This window comes from Pseudomonas khorasanensis (genome assembly GCF_014268505.2).
Classification (GTDB): domain Bacteria; phylum Pseudomonadota; class Gammaproteobacteria; order Pseudomonadales; family Pseudomonadaceae; genus Aquipseudomonas; species Aquipseudomonas khorasanensis.
The window spans coordinates 24,475-47,616 of sequence record NZ_JABWQP020000010.1 but is presented as its reverse complement, the minus strand read 5'-3'; the positions used below and the strand labels follow the sequence as shown (position 1 = coordinate 47,616).

Annotated in this window: 25 protein-coding genes, 1 tRNA gene and 2 pseudogenes; 11 read left to right on the top strand and 17 right to left on the bottom strand. The window is 59.7% G+C overall.

The features are described from left to right. Positions 1-16: 16 nt before the first annotated feature. The gene (gene gabP / locus HU727_RS19190) at positions 17-1,408 is read left to right on the top strand and encodes a GABA permease (protein ID WP_186533792.1); all 1,392 of its coding nucleotides are present in this window, start codon (positions 17-19) and stop codon (positions 1,406-1,408) included. Between the two features lie 70 nt (positions 1,409-1,478). Here the strand turns inward: gabP and vapC are convergent, their stop codons facing one another. The 12 genes and pseudogenes from vapC to HU727_RS25770 all read right to left on the bottom strand — a co-directional run. Continuing rightward, complete coding sequence (gene vapC / locus HU727_RS19185) at positions 1,479-1,886, bottom strand: type II toxin-antitoxin system tRNA(fMet)-specific endonuclease VapC (RefSeq protein ID WP_186533791.1); 408 nt, start codon at positions 1,884-1,886, stop codon at positions 1,479-1,481. Further along, positions 1,886-2,116 (bottom strand): type II toxin-antitoxin system VapB family antitoxin, encoded by a 231-nt coding sequence (vapB, locus tag HU727_RS19180; RefSeq protein ID WP_103485283.1) that lies wholly within the window; start codon positions 2,114-2,116, stop codon positions 1,886-1,888. Before vapB ends, vapC begins: the two co-directional genes overlap by 1 nt. Positions 2,117-2,281: 165 nt before the next feature. Beyond that, entirely contained in the window at positions 2,282-2,734 is a 453-nt protein-coding gene (locus HU727_RS19175) for a hypothetical protein (RefSeq protein ID WP_186533790.1), read from the bottom strand. A gap of 6 nt (positions 2,735-2,740) precedes the next feature. Next, positions 2,741-3,154 carry a hypothetical protein gene (locus HU727_RS19170; protein ID WP_008080543.1) on the bottom strand — a complete coding sequence of 138 codons (414 nt, stop codon included), beginning with the start codon at positions 3,152-3,154 and terminating at the stop codon, positions 2,741-2,743. A 29-nt stretch (positions 3,155-3,183) separates the two neighbouring features. After that, positions 3,184-4,158, bottom strand: coding sequence for an alpha/beta hydrolase family protein (locus HU727_RS19165; protein WP_186533789.1), 975 nt, complete (start codon positions 4,156-4,158; stop codon positions 3,184-3,186). Between the two features lie 105 nt (positions 4,159-4,263). After that, positions 4,264-4,488: pseudogene (locus HU727_RS25875) on the bottom strand (DUF1016 N-terminal domain-containing protein); the annotation flags it as partial. Between the two features lie 149 nt (positions 4,489-4,637). After that, positions 4,638-4,985 carry a hypothetical protein gene (locus HU727_RS19155; RefSeq protein WP_186533788.1) on the bottom strand — a complete coding sequence of 116 codons (348 nt, stop codon included), beginning with the start codon at positions 4,983-4,985 and terminating at the stop codon, positions 4,638-4,640. Positions 4,986-5,084: 99 nt separating this feature from the next. After that, positions 5,085-5,160, bottom strand: a tRNA-Phe gene (locus HU727_RS19150). 103 nt (positions 5,161-5,263) lie between these two features. Next, entirely contained in the window at positions 5,264-5,536 is a 273-nt protein-coding gene (locus HU727_RS19145; RefSeq protein ID WP_186533787.1) for an oxidative damage protection protein, read from the bottom strand. After that, positions 5,533-6,600 carry an A/G-specific adenine glycosylase gene (mutY, locus tag HU727_RS19140; protein ID WP_186533786.1) on the bottom strand — a complete coding sequence of 356 codons (1,068 nt, stop codon included), beginning with the start codon at positions 6,598-6,600 and terminating at the stop codon, positions 5,533-5,535. The genes HU727_RS19145 and mutY overlap by 4 nt, the downstream gene beginning before the upstream one ends. Next, positions 6,597-8,813 carry an AsmA family protein gene (locus HU727_RS19135; RefSeq protein WP_186533785.1) on the bottom strand — a complete coding sequence of 739 codons (2,217 nt, stop codon included), beginning with the start codon at positions 8,811-8,813 and terminating at the stop codon, positions 6,597-6,599. Before HU727_RS19135 ends, mutY begins: the two co-directional genes overlap by 4 nt. Positions 8,814-8,842: 29 nt before the next feature. Beyond that, positions 8,843-9,025: pseudogene (locus HU727_RS25770) on the bottom strand (hypothetical protein); the annotation flags it as partial. A gap of 336 nt (positions 9,026-9,361) precedes the next feature. Between HU727_RS25770 and HU727_RS19130 the strand changes: the two are divergent. The 7 genes from HU727_RS19130 to HU727_RS19100 all read left to right on the top strand — a co-directional run bounded on the left by HU727_RS19130 (position 9,362) and on the right by HU727_RS19100 (position 15,178). Beyond that, complete coding sequence (locus tag HU727_RS19130) at positions 9,362-11,026, top strand: OFA family MFS transporter (RefSeq protein ID WP_186533784.1); 1,665 nt, start codon at positions 9,362-9,364, stop codon at positions 11,024-11,026. A gap of 270 nt (positions 11,027-11,296) precedes the next feature. Then, the gene (gene hisB / locus HU727_RS19125) at positions 11,297-11,890 is read left to right on the top strand and encodes an imidazoleglycerol-phosphate dehydratase HisB (protein ID WP_016772125.1); all 594 of its coding nucleotides are present in this window, start codon (positions 11,297-11,299) and stop codon (positions 11,888-11,890) included. Continuing rightward, on the top strand, positions 11,890-12,528 hold the full coding sequence (hisH, locus tag HU727_RS19120) for an imidazole glycerol phosphate synthase subunit HisH (RefSeq protein ID WP_186533783.1): 639 nt from the start codon (positions 11,890-11,892) through the stop codon (positions 12,526-12,528). The genes hisB and hisH overlap by 1 nt, the downstream gene beginning before the upstream one ends. Then, positions 12,529-12,789 carry a DUF2164 domain-containing protein gene (locus HU727_RS19115; protein WP_186533782.1) on the top strand — a complete coding sequence of 87 codons (261 nt, stop codon included), beginning with the start codon at positions 12,529-12,531 and terminating at the stop codon, positions 12,787-12,789. A gap of 42 nt (positions 12,790-12,831) precedes the next feature. Continuing rightward, complete coding sequence (gene hisA, locus HU727_RS19110) at positions 12,832-13,569, top strand: 1-(5-phosphoribosyl)-5-[(5-phosphoribosylamino)methylideneamino]imidazole-4-carboxamide isomerase (RefSeq protein WP_095137961.1); 738 nt, start codon at positions 12,832-12,834, stop codon at positions 13,567-13,569. A 9-nt stretch (positions 13,570-13,578) separates the two neighbouring features. Then, positions 13,579-14,349, top strand: coding sequence for an imidazole glycerol phosphate synthase subunit HisF (gene hisF / locus HU727_RS19105; protein WP_007972752.1), 771 nt, complete (start codon positions 13,579-13,581; stop codon positions 14,347-14,349). Positions 14,350-14,422: 73 nt separating this feature from the next. Continuing rightward, a complete protein-coding gene (locus HU727_RS19100) occupies positions 14,423-15,178 on the top strand; it encodes a substrate-binding periplasmic protein (RefSeq protein ID WP_186533781.1) in 756 nt (251 codons plus the stop codon). 3 nt (positions 15,179-15,181) lie between these two features. On the opposite strand, the gene HU727_RS19095 is transcribed toward HU727_RS19100, so the two are convergent. From HU727_RS19095 to gpmI, 5 genes are all read right to left on the bottom strand, one after another. After that, positions 15,182-16,420, bottom strand: coding sequence for a trypsin-like serine peptidase (locus HU727_RS19095; RefSeq protein WP_186533780.1), 1,239 nt, complete (start codon positions 16,418-16,420; stop codon positions 15,182-15,184). Positions 16,421-16,523: 103 nt separating this feature from the next. After that, the gene (locus HU727_RS19090) at positions 16,524-17,315 is read right to left on the bottom strand and encodes a divergent polysaccharide deacetylase family protein (RefSeq protein ID WP_186533779.1); all 792 of its coding nucleotides are present in this window, start codon (positions 17,313-17,315) and stop codon (positions 16,524-16,526) included. Positions 17,316-17,317: 2 nt separating this feature from the next. Next, positions 17,318-18,637, bottom strand: a complete 1,320-nt coding sequence (locus HU727_RS19085) for a S41 family peptidase (RefSeq protein ID WP_186533778.1) — start codon at positions 18,635-18,637, stop codon at positions 17,318-17,320. Between the two features lie 31 nt (positions 18,638-18,668). Further along, positions 18,669-19,955 carry a murein hydrolase activator EnvC family protein gene (locus HU727_RS19080; RefSeq protein ID WP_186533777.1) on the bottom strand — a complete coding sequence of 429 codons (1,287 nt, stop codon included), beginning with the start codon at positions 19,953-19,955 and terminating at the stop codon, positions 18,669-18,671. Positions 19,956-20,171: 216 nt separating this feature from the next. Further along, positions 20,172-21,701 carry a 2,3-bisphosphoglycerate-independent phosphoglycerate mutase gene (gpmI, locus tag HU727_RS19075; protein WP_186533776.1) on the bottom strand — a complete coding sequence of 510 codons (1,530 nt, stop codon included), beginning with the start codon at positions 21,699-21,701 and terminating at the stop codon, positions 20,172-20,174. Between the two features lie 153 nt (positions 21,702-21,854). Here gpmI and HU727_RS19070 point away from each other — a divergent pair, with 153 nt between their 5' ends. Genes HU727_RS19070 through secB form a run of 3 tightly spaced genes read left to right on the top strand, consistent with a single transcriptional unit; the run spans position 21,855 to position 23,068 of the window. Further along, positions 21,855-22,268, top strand: coding sequence for a rhodanese-like domain-containing protein (locus HU727_RS19070; protein ID WP_186533775.1), 414 nt, complete (start codon positions 21,855-21,857; stop codon positions 22,266-22,268). A gap of 1 nt (position 22,269) precedes the next feature. Then, a complete protein-coding gene (gene grxC, locus HU727_RS19065) occupies positions 22,270-22,524 on the top strand; it encodes a glutaredoxin 3 (RefSeq protein ID WP_186533774.1) in 255 nt (84 codons plus the stop codon). 58 nt (positions 22,525-22,582) lie between these two features. Next, complete coding sequence (gene secB / locus HU727_RS19060) at positions 22,583-23,068, top strand: protein-export chaperone SecB (protein ID WP_016772114.1); 486 nt, start codon at positions 22,583-22,585, stop codon at positions 23,066-23,068. The last annotated feature ends 74 nt before the right edge of the window (positions 23,069-23,142 follow it).

Genomic DNA, 23,142 nt, shown 5'->3' with positions numbered 1-23,142 from the left:
TGCAAAGGTAGTCTCTATGAGCAGTACCCCAAGCTCCACAGGCCTCGAACAGGGGCTCAAACCGCGTCATGTGACCATGTTGTCGATCGCCGGTGTGATCGGCGCCGGTCTGTTCGTCGGCTCCGGCCACGCCATCGCTGCCGCCGGCCCGGCCGTGCTACTGGCCTACGCCGCTGCCGGTACTTTGGTGGTGTTGGTGATGCGCATGCTCGGCGAAATGGCCGTGGCCTCGCCGGACACCGGCTCGTTTTCGACTTACGCTGACCGTGCCATCGGCCATTGGGCCGGTTTCACCATCGGCTGGTTGTACTGGTGGTTTTGGGTATTGGTAATTCCGTTGGAAGCCAACGCCGCCGCGACGATCCTGCACGCGTGGTTCCCGGGCGTGGACATCTGGGCCCTTGCGTTGGTCATCACCCTGCTGCTGACCGTGACCAACCTGTTCAGCGTGAAGAATTACGGCGAGTTCGAGTTCTGGTTCGCGCTGATCAAGGTGTTGGCGATTATTGGATTTATCGGCCTCGGTCTCGCGGCTATTTTCGGTTTCCTGCCGACCAGCCAGGTCAGCGGCGTTTCGCACCTGTTCGACAGCGGCGGCTTCCTGCCCAACGGCATGGGCGCGGTGTTGGGGGCGATCCTGACCACCATGTTCTCGTTCATGGGCACCGAAATCGTCACCATTGCGGCGGCGGAATCGAAGGAACCGGGCAAGCAGATTTCCAAGGCCACGAACTCGGTGATCTGGCGGATCGGCCTGTTCTACCTTGTCTCGATCTTCATCGTCGTAGCGCTGGTACCGTGGAACGACCCTATGCTGGCCAGCCTTGGCTCCTACCAGACTGTGCTTGAGCGCATGGGCATTTCCAACGCCAAGATGATCGTCGACATCGTGGTTCTGGTCGCTGTCACCAGCTGCCTGAACTCGGCGCTCTACACCTCGTCGCGGATGCTGTTTTCTCTGGGCAAGCGCGGCGATGCCCCAGCCATGTCGACCCGCACCAACAAAAGCGGTACGCCTTACTGGGCGGTGATGCTGTCCACCGGCGCAGCATTTCTGTGCACATTCGCCAACTATGTGGCTCCGGCAGCGGTGTTTGAATTTTTGCTGGCCAGCTCCGGCGCCATCGCCCTGCTGGTGTACCTGGTGATCGCATTCTCGCAACTGCGTATGCGCAAGCAGCGCATGGCGCGCGGCGAGAAGATCGTCTTCAGCATGTGGCTGTTTCCGGGCCTGACCTGGGCGGTGATCATCTTCATCATCGCCGCGCTGACCATCATGCTGTTCCAGGAAGCTCACCGCGTGGAAATCCTCGCCACAGGCTTGCTGAGCCTGATGGTGGTCGCTGCCGGACTGCTGGTGTCACGCCGTCGCAAGCTGGAGAAGCGTGGTGCTGTTGTTTTGAACTGAGTTGTAACGCGTGATGTAAAACGGCCGCTGTCAGTGATGACTTGCGGCCGTTTTTGTTTATGAGCTTTGCTCAGTCGGGATGAACCCAGTCCACAATACGCAATCCGGAAACACGTTCAAATTCCCGCACATTGTTCGTGACGCCGATAAGTCCAAGTGACCGCGCGTGGCCTGCGATCATTTGGTCGTACGGCCCAATCGGTGTTCCCGCTTTCGCAAGTTCAGATCGAATCATCCCGGTCTGTGCGGCTGCGTCATTGTCGAAAGGCAAGACTTCCAATCGCGCAACGAAACCTTCGACGATCGCCAGATTCTTTTCCGGGGCCGCGGACTTTTCAGCACCATAAATAAGCTCCATAAGCGTGATAGCGCTGATGCACAATTGCCCGGAATGTCGATTGAAAGCTTCCCGGACAACCTGTGGTTTGTTCTTGATGGTGAAGATGCAGATGTTTGTATCTAGCATGTATTTGATCATCAGAACGACTCGCGCTCCTGATCAGCGGGTTGCTCACGGTCAGCCATGAAATCAGGGCTGACGCTGTCGCCATCAAACCAGCTATCCCAGCTTTCTCCAGCAGGCGTAATGACGCGTGTTCTGCCAATCGCAATGACTTCCACGCGTTTAACGTCGCCGGGCATCGCAACTGCCTTTGGCAGCCGAACTGCCTGACTTCTATTGCTCATGAAAATTGTGGTCTGTTCCATATTTGACCTCTGGGTCTGATCCTGTGATGGCCTCAGGATAAGTTGTGCTTGGGATATGTCAACGGGATATACAATGTCATCGGACAAAGGGTAGCTAAGCCATCCAAACAAAAAAACGGCCGCTGTCAGTGATGACTAGCGGCCGTTTTTGTTTATGAGCTGGGTTTATTCGCTCTTTTCTTCCGGTGTATCCACCGACTTCCCGTAAGTATCCAGCGCCACCCCGAAATCGGTGATGAACTGCGGCTCGCTCAGCCATGCCTGGGCTTGTTCGATGGTCATGCCGTCGGCCCACATGCGGTAGTCGATGAGCATGTCGGCGGCCAGGTGGGTAGCGGCCATGCCTTCGTTGTCGGCGTTTTCCATGTCGAGCAGTTCAGGGTGGTCGACGATGATGAAGGCCAGTTCGCGCAGCAGCGTCAGCAGCATCTCGTTGCGGCTGACGGCTTCGGCGTCGCGCATTTTGCTGAACATCGCCAGGGTGTAGTCGGGAATCGGCTCGGCGAGATGGCCGAGGTCTTCGTCCTGGTCCAGCGGTTTGCGCCCGACCATCCGAATCTGCTTGGCTTTGGCCTTGGCGCGTTTGGCGCGTTTCTGTTGCTTGTTCAGGGATGCCATGGGAGCTCAGTTCTTCTGTTGGGTTTGCGCGGCGATCGCATCGGACGCCGCTACGTAATCTGCCTGGAAAGCCGGGGACTCGATCCATGCCAGCGCGCCGGCCTCGTCGGTTTCCTGTGACCACTGGCGATATTCGATCAGCGCGGCGAGGATGAAATCCATTGCGCCTTCTTCGCCTTCCTGTTCATAGACCAGTTCCAGCAGTGGGTCTTCAAGGAACGCGGTGCACAAGGCCTGCTGGCTGATCTTCTCGGCGTCGATCATTTTCTTGAACAGTTCGGTCAGGTCCACCGATTCGAAGTCGATGCGGTCATCGTTCGGATCCAGCTCGACCGGCGCCTCGGCGCGCTTGGTGCGATTTTGCTTGGCCTTGGCTTTGGCCCGGGTGGCGCGTTTTTGCTGTTTGTTGGCGGAGGCCATGATGTGTTCCGTCGTGCGTTGAGAGGGGCTCAGCTGCGTGGCACTTGTCGGCCGGGTGTATCGGCGGCCAGTGCGCCGGTTTGCAGCCAGGTCAGAGCGATGGGCCATAGTGTGGCTTGGTATTCGCTGCGAAAAAAGGCGAAATGTCCGACTTGTCGTTCGCCGATGTCGTGCGGCTCGATGCGCAGGTGGGTTTTTACGGTGTTGTTGAAGTAGTCGAGCAGGCGTTCAACGGCCGCAGTCGTACCGTAGGGATCGTCGCTGAGGCTGATGGCAAGGATCTGCGCGCCGACATTGGCGAAGGGCAGGGCGCCGGTCTTTTTCATCAATGCGCGTCCACTCGGGCGATGTTCGTAACGCGCGGTGGGCGTGCTCCAGTCGTGCACAACGCCAGCTGGCGTGTCTTCCAGCCAGCCGAGGCGCTTGCCGGGGAAATAACCGCAGAGCAGCGTCAGCAGCGGCATCATCACATGCCATTTGCCGAACATGCGCCAGCGCAGTTCGGGCGCGTAATCACGCCAGTAAGCGAACTGCGCCCCGACGGTAACCAGCCGTCGGATTACCTTGCCCGATGCGGCCAGACCGGCCGCGCACCCGCCGAAGCTGTGGCCGACCACATCGATCGGCTGACCGGGAAATTCCCGCTGGGCACGTTTGAGCATCGCTTCGAAATCCAGCGCGCCCCAGTCGGTCCACGAAGCATTCAGGCCTTTCATTGCGGCGGGGCGCGATTCGCCGATGCCACGGTAGTCGTAGGTGATCACATCGAAACCATTGGCGAACAGGTAGGCCGCGAAACGCGAGTAATGGCGACAGCGTACCGAAGTGGCGGCGTTGATGATGACTAACGGGCGCTGCGGATCGGGCGATCTGTGGCACCAGGTGAAACCGCCGAGTGCATAGCCGTCGTGAGCGTTTTCCTTGAAGGACGTGCCTTCGGCTGCAGTTAAAACAGATTGGCTCAACTCGGCGTCTTCCAGCTCGGATGGGTGCTGACAGCTCATGGCGCTTGACCTCGGCGGCTAGGTGCCAACCATAGTCGCCGCGTTGATCAAGAACAATCCAGCCGGTTCAGTCATTGGATTGGGTGAGCATCAACGCTTGTTCGCGGTTGACCAGTTGAGGTCGGCACATTCGTTCATGTACCACAGGCGCGCGTTCTCGCTTTCGACGCGTAGCAGACGGCGGTAATGGGTCCAGCTCAATTCGTGACGCAGTGCGTCACGAATTGGAAACGCCTGATAGAAGAGGCGCATATATCGCAGATTCCGTTCATCAAACCCTTTCCCGAACTGCCCCGTCAGATCCTTCGCCAACAGCGCCAGCAACTGCCGGTATCGGTCCGTAGTCCATTTCGTACTTGCTCTGCGCGCAACGGCGTGACCCGTCACGGCAGCGTTGAGGTTGGCAGCGGTACGGCGCGCAATCTGGTGTCTTATAGGGAGGGGGAGAATAGTCAGCAGCGTGACAACGCAGCGCCTCTTCAGCGGGAACGCCTTTCAGCTTTTGGCTTCCCCGCAGGCTCGCGCACTTTGCAATAAATCCACAACCCGAACACGCCAACGGCCAGCATGAGCAAGGTCCAGAAGCTCTGCCACACAAACTCGAACCAGAACCGCCGCGGCTGCAACGCCTGGGTATAAGTGCTGCGAGGCCCGCGATTGTGGGTGGTGATGGAGCCGCTGATCCAGCTTTCGATGAGCATGTAGATCGAAAGGCAAACAGCGACAGCGAACAGCACGCCGGCGAGAACGGTCAGCCAGTAACTCAGCCGGCTTTGCCGATAAGGCGGCGGATGGGGCAGGGGGACGCGGGTTCGTTTCTGGTTCATGGGTTATTGCCCTCTTCCGTAAGGGGATGCCAAAGCAGTGTCCGTCAAATCGCAGGCATAAAAAAACCCTGAATCTTGCGATTCAGGGTTTTCGGTATTTGGTGCCCAGAGACGGAATCGAACCGCCGACACGGGGATTTTCAATCCCCTGCTCTACCGACTGAGCTATCTGGGCAACGGGGCGCATTAAAAGGGTTTTTCGAATTTACGTCAACGACTTTTTAAAAATTTCTTAAATTAATTCCGTCGCTTACGATCCAGCCCCCGATTTTGCAGCGTTACTCCGAGGGCGGTACGTAGCCTTCGGCCTTGGCGTATTCCTCGCCGGAGAAGTACTTCTCCATTTCGCCCTGAAGAAATTTGCGGTCTTCGGCATTCATCATGTTCAGGCGTTTTTCGTTGATCAGCAGGGTCTGGTGTTTCTGCCAGTCGCCCCAGGCTTTGGCGGACACGTTCTCGTAGATGTCCTGGCCCTTTGCGCCTGGAAACGGCGCGCGTTCCAGTCCTTCGAGTTGTTCTTTGTACTTGCGGCACATTACGGTGCGGGTCATGGTGATTCTCCTGCATTCAAGACGGCGGCCGCGCGTTCGAGCAAGGTCTTGACCGGGGCTGCCAGGCCCAGGCGCGGCGGGGTGGCGAGGTTATACCAGAGCCAGTCGGCCTCGGCCACGTGATGGCTGGCTTCCTGTACCTGAACCAGCCAGGGCTCGATGGATAACTGGAAGTGGCTGAAAGTGTGAACGAGGCTCGGCAGGGCCTGCTGCTCGCCCATGGTCAGCGAATGCTGATTGGCCAGGTGTTGCAGATCGTCGAGGCCGTCGAGTTCCGGCAGACTCCACAAGCCGCCCCACAAGCCTGTCGACGGACGACGATAAAGCAAAATCGCACCTTCGCCGTTGGCGAGCATCGGCATCAACGTGCGCTTTTGCGGGATGGCTTTGCGTGGTTTGGGGATCGGGTAACGGGTTTCCAGGCCGAGCCTATGCGCTTCGCAGCCACGCTCCAGCGGGCACAGCAGGCAACTCGGCTTGCTGCGCGTGCACAGCGTTGCACCGAGATCCATCATCGCCTGGGTGTAGGCGTTGACCCGGTCGTGCGGGGTGAAGCGCTCGGCGTTGGCCCACAGCTGCTTCGCTACTTTAGGCTCGCCGGGGTAGCCTTCCTGCGCGGTAAAGCGCGCCAGCACGCGTTTGACGTTGCCATCGAGAATCGGCGCGCGCAGGCCCATGCTGATGCTGGCAATCGCACCGGCGGTGGACAGGCCAATCCCCGGCAGCTCGGTGAGCTTTTCCACGTCACGCGGAAATTCTCCGCCGTACTGGCTCACAACGATCTTCGCGGTTTTTTGCAGATTGCGCGCACGGGTGTAGTAGCCCAGCCCGGTCCACAGGTGCAGTACCTCGTCTTCCGGCGCGTCCGCCAGAGCACCGACGGTCGGCAATGCGGCCATGAAACGGTCGAAATAATTGAGCACGGTACTGACCTGAGTCTGCTGCAACATGATTTCGGACACCCACACCCGGTACGGGCTGATGTCTTGCTGCCACGGCAAGTCGTGGCGGCCGTGGCGGTCGAACCAGTCCAGCACCGCTGTGGAAAACTGCTCCGCTGTCATCGCTTGAACAGCCCCTTCAGTGCGTTTTTCAGTTCCGGGCTGACCTTGTCGCCCAGTTTTTCGTCAATTTTCTCGCTGAGTTTGTTGCCGGCCATTTTGCTCGCGACCTGACCGAGACGATCATTGTCGATGCGGCAAGCTTTGGCGCCCAGCTCCAGCGGGCCACGGCAGCGCAGTGGCCACTCGACGCCGACGAACTTTTCGCCGACCTGACAGGCCGGGTCCGGCATGGCGCTGGTGTCGCCCTCGACGATGATGCCGACGCGATAATCCATGCCCAGCACGCGCAGGTCGATATCGCCGTCACCGTTAACGGTCATGCCCGGGATGCGCACTTTCAGGTCGGGGTTGCTGGCGATGCCGTTGCGTACGGTCAGGTTGCCCTTGAGCTCCTCGAACGGCGTGTCTTTGCCACGCGGCTCGCCGCTCAGGGTTTTGCGATTCAGGGTGGCGATGCCTTTGCACAGTTGCTGCTCAAGGTTGGCGTTGAGCAGCACGCCGTTATTGATGACGAAACTGGCGTTGCCGTTCAGCGTGTCGATCAGCGCCTGCTGACTGTTGCCGCTGCCGGTCAGGCTGCTGGTGAGCGTCACCAGGCCTTTGACTGGCGGGTTTTTGCCCTGGCTTTCGATGATTTTTTCTGCCGGGACGCGATTGAGCCGGGTCTGCAGATTCAAGACCGGCGCGCTCGGGCGCACGTCGAGCGTGCCGTTGGCGACGAAGCTACCGTTGTAGAGATCACCGCTCAAGTTGGTCAGGGTCAGCAAACCTCCCTGGCCTGTCGCCTTGAGGGCGGCGTTCTGGATCGGCAGCTTGTCGAGGGTCAGTTGGCCGAAGGTCAGATCCGCATTGACGTCGAGTTTGGCCAGGCGTTCGACCGGCAGCAGGCGCTCGGTGCTCCAGGCGGTTTTGCTCGGCTTGTCCGGCAGCGGCGTGGTGCCCGCCACGGCACCGGCCTCGGTACTGGCCACTTCGGCCTGACGCGTTTGCGCGGCGCTGTTGGCCTGAGCCGATTTCGGCGGCAGGTAACGGTCGACGTTGAACGTGTCCGCCTTGAGGATCGCGCGCAGTGACTGTTTGGCGAAGTCTTCGACGGCGATTCGACCGCTCAAACTGCTGTCATCGAGTTTCAGGTTGATGTTGTCGAAGGCCAGGCTGGTCGGCGTTGCAGCGACGCGGCTGACCAGTTCGACCTTGCTCAGGCTGCCTTCGCCCATGGCCGGCAGCGTCTGGCCGATGCTGTCGACGAACTTCGCCAGATCGAACTGCGCGATGGAGATGCCGCCGCTGATTTGCGGCGTCTTGTCGAGGTCGTTGGCTTTCAGCTCGCCCAAGGCGCGCAGTTGGTTGGCGGAAATCTTGATGCCGGTCCATTCGGCGACGTTCGCTGCTTTGTCGAGCAACAATTGGCCTTGAGCCGAAAAAGTCATGGTTTTGCCATGCAGCGGATCGCCGGCCAGTTCGCCGGTCAGCTTCAGGTCTTCGAACTTGTAACGCTGCAGGGCGCGCTCGAAACGCAGCTCGCCGTTGAGCTCGGTGCGCACGCGCAGCACAGGCTGATTAGTGCCGAGGAACGCCGTGGCCTTGACCGGAATGTTGGTCGAATCGTGCACCGGGCCGGTGCTCAGCTGAATGCTTTCGGCGCTGAACTGCTTGCCGGTCAGCTCATCGGTGTATTCAACGCGGGCGTTGTTGACGGTCAGGCTGTCGATGTCGAGGCGAATCGGTTGCGCCGGTTTTTCCACGGCTACGGACGGTTCGCTGGCGGGAGCGTCGGGGCTGGCTGGTGGGGTTGCACCGGGCGCCACAGGTACCTTGCCGATGTCTTCCCAGTTGCCATGGCCGTTCTTGTCACGATTCAAGCGCAGGTTGAGACCTTCGACGCGCACGTCGCTCATCTGCACTTCGCGACGCAACAACGGCAGCACGCGCACCGACAGGCCGAGCATTTGCAGGTCGGCAAACGGTTCGGTGGGCTTGGCCAGAGTGGCGACGCTGGCTTCGTGCAGTTCCAGGCCGAGCCAAGGAAACAGGCTCCAGCCGATATCGCCATTGAGCGTCAGCTCGATGTGGGCCTTGTCGCGGGCTATCTGGCGGATCTCGTCTTTGTAGTCGTTGGGATCGAAGAGGTGGGTCAGGGCAAAACCTGCCGCCACGATGATCAGCAACAGCCCGAGAAGTACCAGACCCAGGATTTTGCCGAACGCTTTCATGGGCGAGTCCTTGTAATTAGTCGAATTCGTCAATTAGCCGGGGAGTATAGCGCTGCAAGCACCCGGTTCGGAGTGGCGTTATGTGTCGAGGGCCTGCAACGGCGCCGCAACTTCGCCGACAGTGCCTGCGCTTCAAAATTTCCGGCGGGCGCCAGCAGCCGCAATTGGGCCCCCGCTTGCGACGCCATTTTCTGCGCTTGGTTCACCCGTCTCCCGAGAAGTCATCGGCAGGGTAACCCCTTGGGAATACACGCTGCGGGAGCTGCGGAACGCTGCGATCTTTTGATCTGGCAATGTCAAAAAAGATCAAAAGTTCGCAGCGTTCCGCGGCTCCTGCAGGGAAAAAGAACAGATGACTTGAAAAAAGGTGATATCAGTTTGGTTTTTCTGTCATCCGAGAATGGTAACCTTCGCCAGTTCGTCCGCCCGTCTGCGACTTATCGTCGCGCCTTCAAGGAGCTTCACCTAAAAAAACGGTCATGCCTGCGTGCATAAGGCCGAGGGTGAGCAGTGGCTGGCGAACCATACTAACAATTGGGGGATACACAATGAGCACGAGCATCACGGCGGACGGCTTGAACGCCGATCAGCCAGGCTTCCTGTCCAAGGAACGCATCATCGCCAAGCCCGGTTTCAACCGCTGGCTGGTACCACCGGCCGCGCTGGCCATTCACCTGTGCATCGGCATGGCCTATGGCTTTTCGGTGTTCTGGTTGCCGCTGTCCAAGGCGCTGGGCGTAACCGCTCCGGTGGCTTGCGCACCGGACATGAGCTTCATCGCACAAGTGTTTTCGTCGCAATGCGACTGGCCGATCTCCATGCTCGGCTGGATCTACACGCTGTTCTTCATCTTCCTCGGCTGCTCGGCAGCGATCTGGGGTGGCTGGCTTGAGCACGCGGGGCCACGCAAGGCCGGCGTTGTATCGGCATTGTGCTGGTGCGGCGGCCTGTTGATTTCGGCGCTGGGGATTTATACCCACCAGATCTGGCTGATGTGGATCGGCTCCGGCGTGATCGGCGGTATCGGCCTGGGTCTGGGCTATATCTCGCCCGTGTCGACTTTGATCAAGTGGTTCCCGGACAAGCGCGGCATGGCGACCGGCATGGCGATCATGGGTTTCGGCGGCGGCGCGATGGTCGGTGCACCACTGGCAACCGCGTTGATGAGCCACTTTGCTTCGCCTGAAGGCGTGGGCGTATGGCAGAGCTTCGTGGCCATGGCCGCTATCTACTTCGTGTTCATGATCGGTGGTGCACTGTCGTACCGCGTGCCGCCAACCGGCTGGAAGCCTGAAGGCTGGACCGCGCCGGCGAAGAAAGCTTCGAACGCGATGATCACCAATCGCCACGTACACGTGAACGTTGCGTGGAAAACCCCGCAATTCCGTCTGGTCTGGCTGGTGCTGTGCCTTAACGTATCGGCCGGTATCGGCATCCTCGGCATGGCTTCGCCACTGTTGCAGGAAGTGTTCGGTGGCAAGCTGCTGGGCGTTGATGTGCCGTTTGGTCAGCTCGACGCCGGTCAACTGGCTTCGATCGCCGCGATTGCGGCCGGGTTCACCGGTTTGCTGAGCCTGTTCAACATTGGTGGACGGTTCTTCTGGGCGTCGTTCTCCGACTACCTGGGCCGCAAAAACACCTACTTCGTGTTCTTCGCGCTGGGTTTTGCCCTGTACGCGTTGATTCCGAACATGGGCCACCTGGGCAACGTTGCGCTGTTCGTGGCGGCGTTCTGCATCATTCTGTCGATGTACGGCGGCGGTTTTGCGACCGTTCCGGCTTACCTGGCCGACCTGTTCGGTACACAGATGGTCGGCGCGATTCACGGTCGTCTGTTGACGGCCTGGGCTGCGGCGGGTGTGCTCGGTCCGGTGCTGGTGAACTACCTGCGCGAGTACCAGTTGAGCATCGGCGTTGAACGCGCCGCCGCTTACGACATCACTCTGTACATCCTCGCCGGCCTGCTGGTGCTGGGCTTCCTGTGCAACCTGATGGTTCGCCCGGTCGCCGACAAGTACTTCATGACTGACGCCGAACTGGCTGCCGAGCAGGCGCTGGGCCACGACAAAGGTGCTGATGCGAGCACTGTTCTGGAGTGGAAAGCCGCGCCGGGCAGCAAGCCGTTGGCGATCGCTGCGTGGCTGGTGGTGGGTATTCCGCTGGCGTGGGGTGTGTGGGTGACCCTGCAGAAGACGGCAGTGCTGTTTCACTAAGGTCATTTACATTTGATCGTTCCCACGCTCTGCGTGGGAATGCCTCCCGTGACGCTCTGCGTCACATTTGAAGCGGACGCGAAGCGTCCGGGGCTGCACTCCCACGCAGAGCGTGGGAGCGATCATCATCTCTTCTGGCTTGTATGCACATGTCTACCCGCGACAGGCGGGCATTTTATCCTTCAGCGATATCGCCTCTCGTGTTTCTGTTTCGGCCCCGCGTGCCTATAATGGCTGCCTTTTTCGCCCAATGATTTTGCGGAGCTGGTGATGGCCGAACGTAAGGCGTCTGTCGAGCGCGACACTCTGGAAACCCAGATCAAAGCCTCGATCAACCTTGATGGCACCGGAAAGGCCCGATTCGATATCGGTGTTCCTTTTCTTGAGCACATGCTGGATCAGATTGCCCGTCACGGGTTGATCGACCTGGATATCGAATGCAAGGGCGATCTGCATATTGACGACCACCACACCGTGGAAGACGTCGGTATCACCCTCGGCCAGGCCTTCGCCAAAGCCATTGGCGACAAAAAGGGCATCCGTCGCTACGGCCACGCCTATGTGCCGCTCGATGAAGCGCTGTCGCGCGTGGTGATCGATTTCTCCGGTCGCCCGGGCCTGCAAATGCACGTGCCGTACACCCGCGCCACCGTTGGCGGCTTCGACGTTGACCTGTTCCAGGAATTCTTCCAGGGCTTCGTCAACCACGCACTGGTCAGCGTGCACATCGACAACCTGCGCGGCACCAACACTCACCACCAGATCGAAACCGTGTTCAAGGCTTTCGGCCGCGCCCTGCGCATGGCCGTCGAGCTGGACGAGCGCATGGCCGGGCAAATGCCATCGACCAAAGGCGTTCTGTAATGCAGACGGTCGCAGTTATCGATTACGGTATGGGCAACCTGCACTCGGTGGCCAAGGCCCTCGAGCACGTCGGCGCCGGCAAGGTGCTGATCACCAGCGATGCGAATGTCATCCGCGAAGCCGACCGTGTGGTGTTTCCCGGTGTTGGTGCGATTCGCGACTGTATGGCGGAGATCCGTCGCCTCGGCTTCGATTCGCTGGTGCGTGAAGTCAGCCAGGATCGGCCGTTTCTCGGTATCTGTGTCGGCATGCAAGCCTTGCTCGACACCAGTGAAGAGAATGATGGCGTTGATTGCATCGGTCTGTTCCCGGGGGCGGTGAAGTTCTTCGGCAAAGACCTGCATGAAGATGGCGAGCACCTTAAAGTCCCGCACATGGGCTGGAACCAGGTGACGCAGAAGATCAGTCACCCGCTCTGGCACGACATTCCGGACCTTGCGCGTTTCTATTTCGTGCACAGCTATTACATTGCCGCCGCCAACGCGCGTCAGGTCGTGGGCAGTGGTCACTACGGCGTCGATTTTGCTGCGGCGCTGGCCGAGGGTTCGCGTTTCGCCGTGCAGTTCCACCCGGAGAAGAGCCACACCCATGGCTTGCAACTGCTGCAGAACTTCGCCGCATGGGACGGTCGCTGGTAAATGGCCGCCAAGAAGTCCAAGCCGCCGATCCTGACCCTCACTACCGAACAGGAGAGCGAGGCCAATCACAAGATTCAGCGGTTCATGGAGGATCGCTTCGAACTGGACCTGGGTTCGTTTGAAGCGGCGGAGATTCTTGAGCTGTTTACCCGCGAAATTGCTCCGCACTATTACAACAGGGCGATTTTCGATGTGCAGACCCACCTCAAGGAGCGGTTTGAAAACATTGAAAGCGATCTGTGGGCGCTCGAGAAAAACTGATTCTCGAGCCAAGCTGAACATTCAAATTTGAAGGTTTGCCAGATGCTGATTATTCCCGCTATCGATCTTAAAGACGGTGCCTGCGTACGCCTGCGCCAGGGCCGCATGGAAGATTCCACGGTGTTCTCCGATGACCCGGTGAGCATGGCTGCCAAGTGGGTGGAGGGCGGTTGCCGTCGTCTGCATCTGGTCGACCTGAACGGCGCTTTCGAAGGCCAGCCAGTCAACGGTGAGGTGGTCACCGCGATCGCCAAGCGCTACCCGAACCTGCCGATCCAGATCGGCGGCGGCATCCGTTCGCTGGAAACCATCGAGCATTACGTCAAGGCCGGCGTGAGCTACGTGATCATCGGCACCAAGGCGGTGAAAGATCCGGCGTTCGTGGCTGAGGCCTGCCGCGCGTTCCCGGGCAAGATCATCGTCGGTCTCGATGCCAAGGACGGTTTCGTCGCCACTGATGGCTGGGCTGAAATCAGCACCGTGCAGGTCATCGATCTCGCAAAACAGTTTGAAGCCGACGGCGTCTCTTCGATCGTTTATACCGACATCGCCAAAGACGGCATGATGCAAGGCTGCAACGTCCCGTTCACGGCGGCGCTTGCCGCTGCCACGAAGATTCCGGTGATCGCTTCCGGGGGCATTCATAACCTGGGCGACATCAAGTCGCTGCTCGACGCCAAGGCGCCGGGCATCATCGGCGCAATCACGGGCCGGGCGATCTACGAAGGCACTCTCGACGTCGCCGAAGCGCAAGCTTTCTGCGATTCGTACCAAGGCTGAGGACTGACCATGGCGCTGGCCAAACGCATCATCCCTTGCCTGGACGTGGACAACGGCCGGGTCGTCAAAGGTGTGAAATTCGAGAACATCCGCGATGCCGGCGACCCGGTGGAAATCGCTCGGCGTTATGACGAGCAGGGCGCCGACGAGATTACCTTTCTCGACATCACCGCCAGCGTTGATGGGCGAGATACCACGCTGCATACCGTCGAGCGCATGGCCAGTCAGGTCTTCATTCCCCTGACCGTTGGCGGTGGCGTGCGCACCGTTCAGGACATCCGCAATCTGCTGAATGCCGGCGCGGACAAGGTGTCGATCAACACCGCAGCGGTGTTCAACCCCGAATTCGTCGGCGAGGCCGCGCAGCATTTCGGCTCGCAGTGCATCGTCGTCGCCATCGACGCCAAGAAAGTCTCCGGTCCCGGCGAAACCCCGCGCTGGGAAATTTTCACCCACGGCGGGCGCAAGCCGACCGGCCTCGACGCGGTCGAGTGGGCGAAGAAAATGGAAGGTCTGGGCGCCGGTGAGATCCTGCTGACCAGCATGGACCAGGACGGCATGAAGAACGGCTTCGACCTCGGCGTGACCCGCGCCATCAGCGATGCGCTGGGCATTCCGGTGATCGCGTCCGGTGGCGTCGGCAATTTGCAGCATCTGGCCGACGGCATCATCGAAGGCCACGCCAGCGCGGTGCTGGCGGCAAGTATTTTCCACTTCGGTGAATACACTGTTCAGGAAGCCAAGGCCTATATGGCCCATCGCGGGATCGTGATGCGCTAAACCGTACAGGCCAGTGGACAGCATGGCGTACCCAAGGCACTCTTGGGCACGCCATGGATTCCGGTAGCCCGACATGTTCAAACGCCTGCTTCTCGTTCTCGCCAGCGCCTGTGTGCTGCTGCTCGGCACTGCCCGGGCCGAAAGCAGTCCTGACACCGATCTGGTGCTTCTCACCGAAAACTTCCCGCCTTACAACATGGCGAAGAACGGCAAGAATTTCGCCCAAGGCGAAAACATCAACGGTATCGCCACCGACATCGTCCGCGAAATGTTCCAGCGTGCTGGTCTCACCTATAGCCTGACCCTGCGCTTCCCCTGGGAGCGGGTCTACAAACTGGCGCTGGAAAATCCAGGTTATGGAGCCTTCGTTATGGCGCGCCTGCCCGATCGGGAAAAGCGCTTCAAATGGGTTGGCCCGATCGGACCCGACGACTGGATCCTGCTGGCCAAGGCCGATAGCAAGATCACCCTCGAAACCCTCAACGACGCGCGCAAGTACAGGATCGGCGCCTACAAGGGCGATGCGATCGCCGAAACGCTGACCAGACAGGGCCTCAAGCCAGTGGTGGTGCTGCGCGATCAGGACAATGCGAAAAAACTGGTCAACGGCCAGATCGATCTGTGGGCCACCGGTGATCCTGCCGGGCGTTATCTGGCGCGGCAGGAGGGGGTGACCGGTCTCAAGACGGTGTTGCGGTTCAATAGCGCCGAGTTGTACCTGGCGTTGAATAAAAACGTGCCGGACGAAGTGGTGGCAAAGCTTCAAGCGGCGCTGGATCAACTGCGCAAGGAAGGCATCGTTGACGACATCATGGCGCGCTATCTGTAGCGATTACCTCAGTGTTGTCTGAGGTGGAGTGCCCGGCGTCGCGACCAAGTACGCGGCACTTGTAAACACATTATTGAGCATCGCCCGTGTCAGCTGCTGTTTTCCTGATACGCCAATAATGCAGAGTGCATGTGCGCCGCTTTGTGGCCCGATTTCAGTATCGATGTAAGCATCTTCTGTGCTGATGGCGGCGCTGTAATTGTCGGGAGCCTTGCAGTCCCTGGCGTTACGAACCGTTTTGTAGCGATAAAAGGGCGCTGCCAGGGTGAATCTGAAGTCCCACGTAGGCAATACGATCCGCCCATCCACATCTTTCGTTTTGTAAGCGTATGACTTGAGCTTCCAGGGTTCCATGACCGTCAGCTCGACCGGCTCCAGCGAACAGTCCGGTGCGTTGCTGGTGAATACACCTTCAATAAAGCACTTGTGCAGGAAGTTGGCCGAGTAGCTGTAATTGAGACGTGCAGCCATGCACGACTCCAGGTGCTCACAGCCGGGCGGGGCTGGCGTATCGCGCAGAGCCACGACTTTACTGACGATGCCGGTGATTTCGTTGGTGCGGCGGTTCAGCATCGGGCTACCGGAGTTGCCACCGTAAAGGTCGCAATTGTTTTTCATGGCCAGAGGGAACACCCCAGGGTGATCGATGAACGTTCCGGCGCTTTGTTCGGCGCAAACACTCACTCGGAGCCCGCGTTCGGTAAAGCCGGCAGGTGCTCCGACGTTGAGCGCATCCTGGCTCTCGTTGGTTTGATGTGACGCGAGTTTGAGGGGGTTGACCCCGGCTTGTACCAGCGTTGCCAACGTAGCGTCGACCTCGAGTACTGCAAGATCAGTCCCGACGAGACTGCTCCAGCGGGCGGTGCGGATAGCATATTGGCGATGACGTTGGGGTGTGTCATGAAAGTAGTGGAAGGTGACTTTGGCCTCTACAGGCAGATGGGTTCGTGCGGAACCGAATTGAAAAAACACACAATGACCACTGGTGAGCAGATAGGCCGGGCCGGTGGCTCGGCCTTGCCTGTTTCGCGAGTCCAGAAGAACGGCGGTGCACGATTCCCTCGAAGGCAGACTGAGGCGTCCGATGCCACTCCAGAGTTCATAGTGATGCTCACTGTTTTGCAGCGCTCTCGACGTTGAGCCGTTGACGGCGCCTTCTCCAAGGTCGCGCGCCTGTGCGGTGGTAATTGTTGTTGCCAGGCCGATCAGAGTCGTCAGGAAAACGCGGTTGAGATATTTCATGGCCAATCCTTGGTGATGAAATTCAGGGTGAGGTCTATCGTGGCACGCGACGGCGTGCCGGCAGGCATAGATAGTTATTGTGATCAGAGTGTGCCGAGAGGGATTACGGCGAGGTCGGGAGGCGGTATTGGCCATCCTTGCCGTGCGCAGCCGTGGCGCGATTGCCGCGCACGCTGATCATCTGTCGGATATCGATCCAGTCAATGCCCTGAGCTTTGAGCTTGGGCAATTCGCGTTCAAGCACCGCCAATGTTTGCGGATACGGATGCCCGATCATCACCGCGGAACCCTGTTTGCGCGCCAGGCTGATTGCCACCTGCAGCTGAATAAAAATCGCCGCCTCAGTGCGCTCGTCATCCAGGAACACATCCCGCGAAACGCTCGCCAACTGGATCCTCTGCGCTTCGGCCGCCGCGACGGTTTGCGCGCTGGTGCGGCTGTCGACAAAGAATTTATGTCGACGCTGCAGCTCAGCCATCAACCACGCCATTGCCGCCGGCTGCGCCGTCATGCGGCTGCCCATGTGGTTATTGAGGCCTGCGGTGAACGGGACCTTTTCAAACGCAGCGTTCAGGCGTTTCTGTAACTCTTCGATGGAAAGTTCGGGGTGCCAGGCGTAGGGCCCGGTGGCGGGGTCCATCGGCATGTGCAGAATGACAATCTTGCCGGCGCGATGGGCTTCGCGGGCAAACTCGGTGGCGTGAGGGGTGTCGGGCATGATCGCCGCCGTGACCGGGCCAGGCAGAGCGAGCACGCGGCGATCCCGGGGCAGGTTTTGCCCCAGGTCGTCGATGATCAGTGTCAGGTAGGCTTTTTGCGACGACGGGCTGGCGGGTTCTGCCTGAACAGTACCCGCCAGGCAGCACAACAGCACGCAGATGAAGCGCAGCAACATCCTCAGCGACCGGACGTGATGCTCAGCCCCTTGAGCAGGCTCAGGGCCTGGGCCAACTGGTAATCGTCATCCTGCGGCATCGCTTTGGCCTTGCCGCCGGAGCCGCTCGGTTTGTCGGCGCCGCCGTTGCCGTTGCCCAGGTGGCCTTGCAGATCGGCTTCTTTGAAGTATTCGCCGTCGGCTTCGTTGGTGATCTTCGCGCGGCGTACTTCGATGTCCGGAACGATGCCCTGGGCCTGGATCGATCGACCATTGGGCGTGAAGTACAGCGCCGTGGTGATCTTCAGCGCGCGGTCGTTGTTCAGCGGCAGCACGGTTTGCACCGAACCTTTACCGAAACTGGTGGTGCCCATGACCACGGCGCGTTTCTGATCCTGCAGGGCGCCGGCGACGATTTCCGAGGCCGAGGCGCTGCCACCGTTGATCAGCACGACCATCGGCACTGCTTCGCTTTCGTCCTTGCCGGTGGCGGAGAAGCGCAGTTCGGAATTGGCGATCCGGCCTTTGGTGTAGACGATCAGGCCTTTGGTGATGAAGTGGTCGACCACTTCCACCGCCGATTGCAGCACGCCGCCCGGGTTGTTGCGCAGGTCGAGGATGATGCCGTTGAGCTTCTTGCCGTTGTCCTTGCGCAGCTTGGCCAGCGCTTTGGAGACTTCGTCGCCGGTCTTGACCTGGAACTGGGTGATGCGGATATAGCCGTAGCCCGATTCCAGCAGTTGCGCCTTGACGCTCTTCACCTGGATTACCGCGCGCGCCAGGGTCACGTCGAATGGCGTGCCGCCGTCGCGAACCAGGGTCAGGGTGATTTTCTGGCCGATCTTGCCGCGCATCTTGTCCACGGCTTCGGTCATGGTCTGGCCGCGTGTCGGCTGGCCATTGATCTTGACGATGAAATCACCGGCCTGAATGCCGGCTTTCGAGGCGGGAGTGTCATCGATCGGCGAGACGACTTTGATGAAACCGTCTTCAGCGCCGACTTCGATGCCCAGGCCGCCGAATTCGCCGCTGGTGCTTTCCTGCAGCTCGGTGAAATCTTCCGGGCCGAGGTACGCGGAGTGCGGATCGAGGTTGCTGAGCATGCCCTTGATGGCGTTTTCCAGCAGCGTCTTGTCGTCAACCGGTTCGACGTACGCGGCCTTGATCCGGTCCATGACCTCGGCAAAGGTGCGCAGCTCTTCCAGCGGCAGCGGCGCCTTGGCGGTCGCGGCAGTGCCTGCTGGAGCAACGGTCGGGGCCGGTTGCGCGGCGAACGCCAGAGGCGCGCCGATCACCAGAGCGATCGTCAGGGCCAGCGAGGTAAGGCGGGACAAATGCAGCATGTCGAACGAACTCCTGAATTAGATACCGTGCTTATCCTTGCGCACGACACCATTGCGCCGGATCACTCGGGTGACCCTGCTGACGAATTGCGAAATACAGCGCTGGCGTGTCCTGACCGCCACTGTTACCGACAGTGGAGATCGACTCGCCCGCTTTGACCACATCACCCGCCGACTTGAGCAGCGTCTGGTTGTGACCATAAAGACTCAGAAAACCGTTGCCATGATCGAGGATCACCAGCAACCCGGCACCGCGCAGCCAATCGGCAAACACCACGCGCCCGCCGTGTACGGCGTGGACCTGGCTGCCGGCGGAGGCGCTGATCATCACGCCGTCCCACTTGGTACGGGCATCGTCGCCACGGCTTTCACCGAAGCGTGCGAGTAATCGACCATCAACCGGCCACGGAAGTTTTCCCCGGGTTGCAGCAAAAGGGCCACCGAAGGTCTCGCCGCTGCTCGACACCAGGGCGCCGGGCGTTGATCTGACGGGCTTTCGTGGGGCGTCGCTGGTGTCAGCCTGCGCCTCACGCAAACGCTTTTTTTCCGCTTCCTGCTGGGCAATCAGCGCTTTCTGCCGCGCTTCTTCTGCCTCACGAGCCTGGCGGGCCAAGGTTTCTTCAATGGTTTTAAGGACTTTAGACAGGTCTGCCTGATCCTGCTCGCGGGCGGCGAGTTTCTGGTCGCGAGCCTTCACATCATTATTGAGTCTGGCGAGAACCTGCTGACGTTCCTTGCGCACTTTTTCGAGTTCTTCGCGCTGACTGTCGAGGTCGCTTTTCTGTACCAGCAATTGTGCCTGCTGCAAGCCGATGTCTTTTTCGACATTGGCCAGTTGGCGCAGGGTTTCGTTGAAATTCTTCAGCTGTTCCAGGCGCGCCTGGCTCAGGTAATCGTAATAGGTGAGGGTGCGGGCGAATTTCTCTGGATTCTGCTGATTAAGCAACAGCTTGAGGTATTCCTGGCGGCCGTTCTGATAGGCCGCTCGGGCCTGGATGGCGATCAGTCGCTGCTGTTCAGTGCGCGCGCTCTGGAGTTTTTTTTTCTCCGCATCGAGCCGCTGCAGCTCGGATTCGCTTTTCTGCAATTCTTTCTGCAGGGCATCGACCTGCTTCTGCAGTTTGCCCATCTCGGTTTCAGTGCCCTTGAGCTCTTTCTGAACACCGGACTTTTCTTCCTGCAGCTTGCCCAACAGCTTTTTCAGCTCGGCGATATCCTGACGCGTGGCGTCCAACTGCTGTTGGGTTTGCGCGCGCTCGTCGGCGAAGGCCGGTTGGAGCAGACAGGTCAGAGCAAGGGCGATCAGGACGCGAAGCATAGGGGCGGGCGGCACCAGGGTAAGGGACGGCCTAGTATGCCCGCCCGAAGCTGCAAAAAAAACGCCCAATTGGGGCTGTGTGATAACTGGCCTGAAAAACACCACAAACCCCATGTTGGAGCGAGCCTGCTCGCGAAAGCGCAGTGTCAGGCAACATCCATGTCGTCTGATCAACCGTTTTCGCGAGCAGGCTCGCTCCCACAGGGTCGCTAATGCTTATACCAGGATCGAAGTACCGGTCATTTCCGCCGGTTTCTCCAGGCCCAGCAGTTTCAGCATGGTTGGTGCCACGTCCGCCAGCACGCCGCCTTCACGCACCTTGAGGTCGCGCTTGCCGACATAGATGAACGGCACCGGCTCGGTGGTGTGGGCGGTGTGCGCCTGGCCGGTGGATTCGTCGGCCATTTGCTCGACGTTGCCATGGTCTGCGGTGATCAACGCTTCGCCGCCGACTTTCTCCAGTGCTTCAACGATGCGGCCGACGCACGTGTCGAGGCACTCTACGGCTTTTACCGCCGCGTCGAACACACCGCTGTGGCCGACCATGTCGCCGTTGGCGTAGTTGACCACGATGACGTCGTAACGCTGGTTTTCGATGGCGTCGACGATGCGATCAGTGACTTCGGGGGCGCTCATCTCCGGCTGCAAGTCGTAGGTGGCGACTTTTGGCGAAGGGATCAGGATGCGCTCCTCGCCCGGGAACGGCTCTTCGCGGCCACCCGAGAAGAAGAAGGTCACGTGCGCGTACTTCTCGGTTTCAGCGATGCGCAGCTGAGTTTTGCCGTTTTTCGCCAGATAGTCGCCGAGGACGTTTTCCAGACTGCCGGCGGCGAACGCCGATGGCGCAGGGATGCTGGCGGCGTATTGGGTGAGCATGACGAAACCGGCCAGTTTTGGCTGGCGGGCGCGCTCGAATTCCTTGAAGCCGTCTTCAACGAACACGCGGGTCAGTTCGCGAGCGCGGTCGGCGCGGAAGTTCATGAACACCACGGCATCGCCATCTTCGACTTTGACCGGCTCACCGATTGAAGTGGCTTTGACGAATTCGTCGCTCTCGCCGCGAGCGTAAGCGGCTTCCAGGCCTTCCTGAGCGGTGGCGGCGTTGAATTCGCTGTTGCCATCCACAATCAGGTTGTAGGCCTGGGCCACGCGATCCCAGCGGTTGTCGCGGTCCATGGCGAAGTAGCGGCCGATGATGCTGGCGATGCGGCCCTTGCCGAGTGCCTGGAAGGTTGCGTCGAGCAGTTCAATCGACGATGCGGCGCTTTTCGGCGGGGTGTCGCGGCCATCGAGGAAGGCGTGCAGGTAGATCTTTTCGGCGCCGCGCTTGAACGCCAGTTCGGCCATGGCGATCAGGTGATCCTGATGGCTGTGCACGCCGCCATCGGACAGCAGGCCCATGAAGTGCACGGCTTTGCCGGCGGCCACGGCTTTATCCACAGCGGCGCAAATGGTCGGGTTTTCGAAAAAATCGCCGTCTCGGATCGATTTCGTCACCCGAGTGAAGTCCTGATACACCACGCGACCGGCGCCGAGGTTCATGTGACCGACTTCGGAGTTGCCCATCTGGCCGTCCGGCAGACCGACGTCCATGCCGCTGCCCGAGATCAAGCCGTTTGGAACAGTGGCCCACAGGCGATCGAGGACAGGCTTCTTCGCCGCAAACACGGCATTGGATTCGGGGCTGTCGCTGTGACCGAAGCCGTCGAGAATCATCAGGACCAAAGGTTTAGGCGTAGTCGTCATGGAATCCACTCGTGGCTAATAAAGAAGAGGGCGATGCAAAACGGAGTTGGAGTTTAAAGCGAAGTTCCGACCGCGTCACCGCCGGACGGGGTTTGGCCGACCATAGTGGCTGTGTATACTGGTCGACATTTTAACGCCCTGGAACCTCCTTCGATGGTTGCTCACCTGATTGAATTTGCCACTAACCACTACATTCTTGTCGGTATCTTCGTCGTACTGCTGGCTCTGTTGCTGGCGCACACGATGCAGGGCGGCGGTAAAAGCCTGAGCACCGGCGAGCTGACCGCGCTGGTCAATAAAGATGCCGGCGTGGTGGTGGACATCCGTCCCGTCAAGGATTACGCCGCTGGCCACATCGTTGGCGCGCTGAACATTCCCCACGACAAACTGACTGCCCGCGTTGCCGAGCTGGAAAAGCACAAGGCCAAGACCATCATTCTGGTCGACGCTCTGGGCCAGACCGCCGGCACCCACGCCCGCGAGCTGATGAAATCCGGTTTCACGGCCGCCAAGCTGTCCGGCGGGATTTCCAGCTGGAAAGGCGACAACCTGCCATTGGTGAAGTGATATGAAAGATGTCGTCGTCTACTCCAGCGATTACTGCCCTTACTGCTCCCGAGCCAAGTCTCTGCTCGTCAGCAAAGGCGTGGCCTTCGAAGAGATCAAGGTCGATGGCAAGCCGCAGCTGCGCGCCGAAATGACCAAAAAGGCCGGACGCACGTCCGTGCCGCAGATCTGGATCGGCAGCCAGCACGTCGGCGGTTGTGATGATTTATTTGCCCTGGAGCGCGCCGGCAAACTCGATGCGCTGCTCAAGGCCTGAACGGCTGCACCCCACGTACAGCACTCCCTAAAAGACCCAAGATCGATAAGGATCTGAGATGACTGACCAACAGAACACTGCAGCCAGCGAAGAAGAAACCGCACCGCAATTCTCCTTGCAGCGCATCTACGTACGCGACCTGTCCTTCGAAGCCCCGAAAAGCCCGGCGATCTTTCGCCAGCAGTGGGACCCGGCGGTCGGTCTGGATCTGAACACTCGCCAGAAAGCGCTGGAAGGCGATTTCTACGAAGTCGTGCTGACCCTGTCGGTTACCGTGAAGAACGGTGAAGAAGTCGCCTTCATCGCTGAAGTGCAACAGGCCGGTATCTTCCTGATCAAGAATCTGGACGCGGCTTCGATGAGCCACACCCTGGGCGCGTTCTGCCCCAATATCCTGTTCCCGTACGCGCGCGAAACCCTCGACAGCCTGGTGACTCGCGGTTCGTTCCCGGCGCTGATGCTGGCTCCGGTGAACTTCGACGCCCTGTACGCGCAAGAGCTGCAGCGCATGCAGGAAAGCGGCGAGACCCCGACCGTTCAATAACGGTTCAGTTTCACCCATGTGGGAGCGAGCCTGCTCGCGAAGAGGGCGTGTCAGAGATAGATTCGTCTACTGAT

Excerpts from the sequence above, each read along its gene's own strand:
- gabP (WP_186533792.1), top strand. The coding sequence starts at position 17 with ATGAGCAGTACCCCAAGCTCCACAGGCCTCGAACAGGGGCTCAAACCG.
- hisF (WP_007972752.1), top strand. The coding sequence starts at position 13,579 with ATGGCGCTGGCCAAACGCATCATCCCTTGCCTGGACGTGGACAACGGC.
- HU727_RS19135 (WP_186533785.1), bottom strand. The coding sequence starts at position 8,813 with ATGAAAGCGTTCGGCAAAATCCTGGGTCTGGTACTTCTCGGGCTGTTG.
- HU727_RS19095 (WP_186533780.1), bottom strand. The coding sequence starts at position 16,420 with ATGAAATATCTCAACCGCGTTTTCCTGACGACTCTGATCGGCCTGGCA.
- HU727_RS19085 (WP_186533778.1), bottom strand. The coding sequence starts at position 18,637 with ATGCTGCATTTGTCCCGCCTTACCTCGCTGGCCCTGACGATCGCTCTG.
- secB (WP_016772114.1), top strand. The coding sequence starts at position 22,583 with ATGACTGACCAACAGAACACTGCAGCCAGCGAAGAAGAAACCGCACCG.
- vapB (WP_103485283.1), bottom strand. The coding sequence starts at position 2,116 with ATGGAACAGACCACAATTTTCATGAGCAATAGAAGTCAGGCAGTTCGG.
- HU727_RS19165 (WP_186533789.1), bottom strand. The coding sequence starts at position 4,158 with ATGAGCTGTCAGCACCCATCCGAGCTGGAAGACGCCGAGTTGAGCCAA.
- HU727_RS19170 (WP_008080543.1), bottom strand. The coding sequence starts at position 3,154 with ATGGCCTCCGCCAACAAACAGCAAAAACGCGCCACCCGGGCCAAAGCC.
- mutY (WP_186533786.1), bottom strand. The coding sequence starts at position 6,600 with ATGACAGCGGAGCAGTTTTCCACAGCGGTGCTGGACTGGTTCGACCGC.
- HU727_RS19175 (WP_186533790.1), bottom strand. The coding sequence starts at position 2,734 with ATGGCATCCCTGAACAAGCAACAGAAACGCGCCAAACGCGCCAAGGCC.
- HU727_RS19080 (WP_186533777.1), bottom strand. The coding sequence starts at position 19,955 with ATGCTTCGCGTCCTGATCGCCCTTGCTCTGACCTGTCTGCTCCAACCG.
- HU727_RS19115 (WP_186533782.1), top strand. The coding sequence starts at position 12,529 with ATGGCCGCCAAGAAGTCCAAGCCGCCGATCCTGACCCTCACTACCGAA.
- HU727_RS19155 (WP_186533788.1), bottom strand. The coding sequence starts at position 4,985 with ATGAACCAGAAACGAACCCGCGTCCCCCTGCCCCATCCGCCGCCTTAT.
- hisB (WP_016772125.1), top strand. The coding sequence starts at position 11,297 with ATGGCCGAACGTAAGGCGTCTGTCGAGCGCGACACTCTGGAAACCCAG.
- HU727_RS19145 (WP_186533787.1), bottom strand. The coding sequence starts at position 5,536 with ATGACCCGCACCGTAATGTGCCGCAAGTACAAAGAACAACTCGAAGGA.
- HU727_RS19130 (WP_186533784.1), top strand. The coding sequence starts at position 9,362 with ATGAGCACGAGCATCACGGCGGACGGCTTGAACGCCGATCAGCCAGGC.
- gpmI (WP_186533776.1), bottom strand. The coding sequence starts at position 21,701 with ATGACGACTACGCCTAAACCTTTGGTCCTGATGATTCTCGACGGCTTC.
- hisH (WP_186533783.1), top strand. The coding sequence starts at position 11,890 with ATGCAGACGGTCGCAGTTATCGATTACGGTATGGGCAACCTGCACTCG.
- HU727_RS19070 (WP_186533775.1), top strand. The coding sequence starts at position 21,855 with ATGGTTGCTCACCTGATTGAATTTGCCACTAACCACTACATTCTTGTC.
- HU727_RS19090 (WP_186533779.1), bottom strand. The coding sequence starts at position 17,315 with ATGTTGCTGCGCTTCATCTGCGTGCTGTTGTGCTGCCTGGCGGGTACT.
- vapC (WP_186533791.1), bottom strand. The coding sequence starts at position 1,886 with ATGATCAAATACATGCTAGATACAAACATCTGCATCTTCACCATCAAG.
- grxC (WP_186533774.1), top strand. The coding sequence starts at position 22,270 with ATGAAAGATGTCGTCGTCTACTCCAGCGATTACTGCCCTTACTGCTCC.
- HU727_RS19100 (WP_186533781.1), top strand. The coding sequence starts at position 14,423 with ATGTTCAAACGCCTGCTTCTCGTTCTCGCCAGCGCCTGTGTGCTGCTG.
- hisA (WP_095137961.1), top strand. The coding sequence starts at position 12,832 with ATGCTGATTATTCCCGCTATCGATCTTAAAGACGGTGCCTGCGTACGC.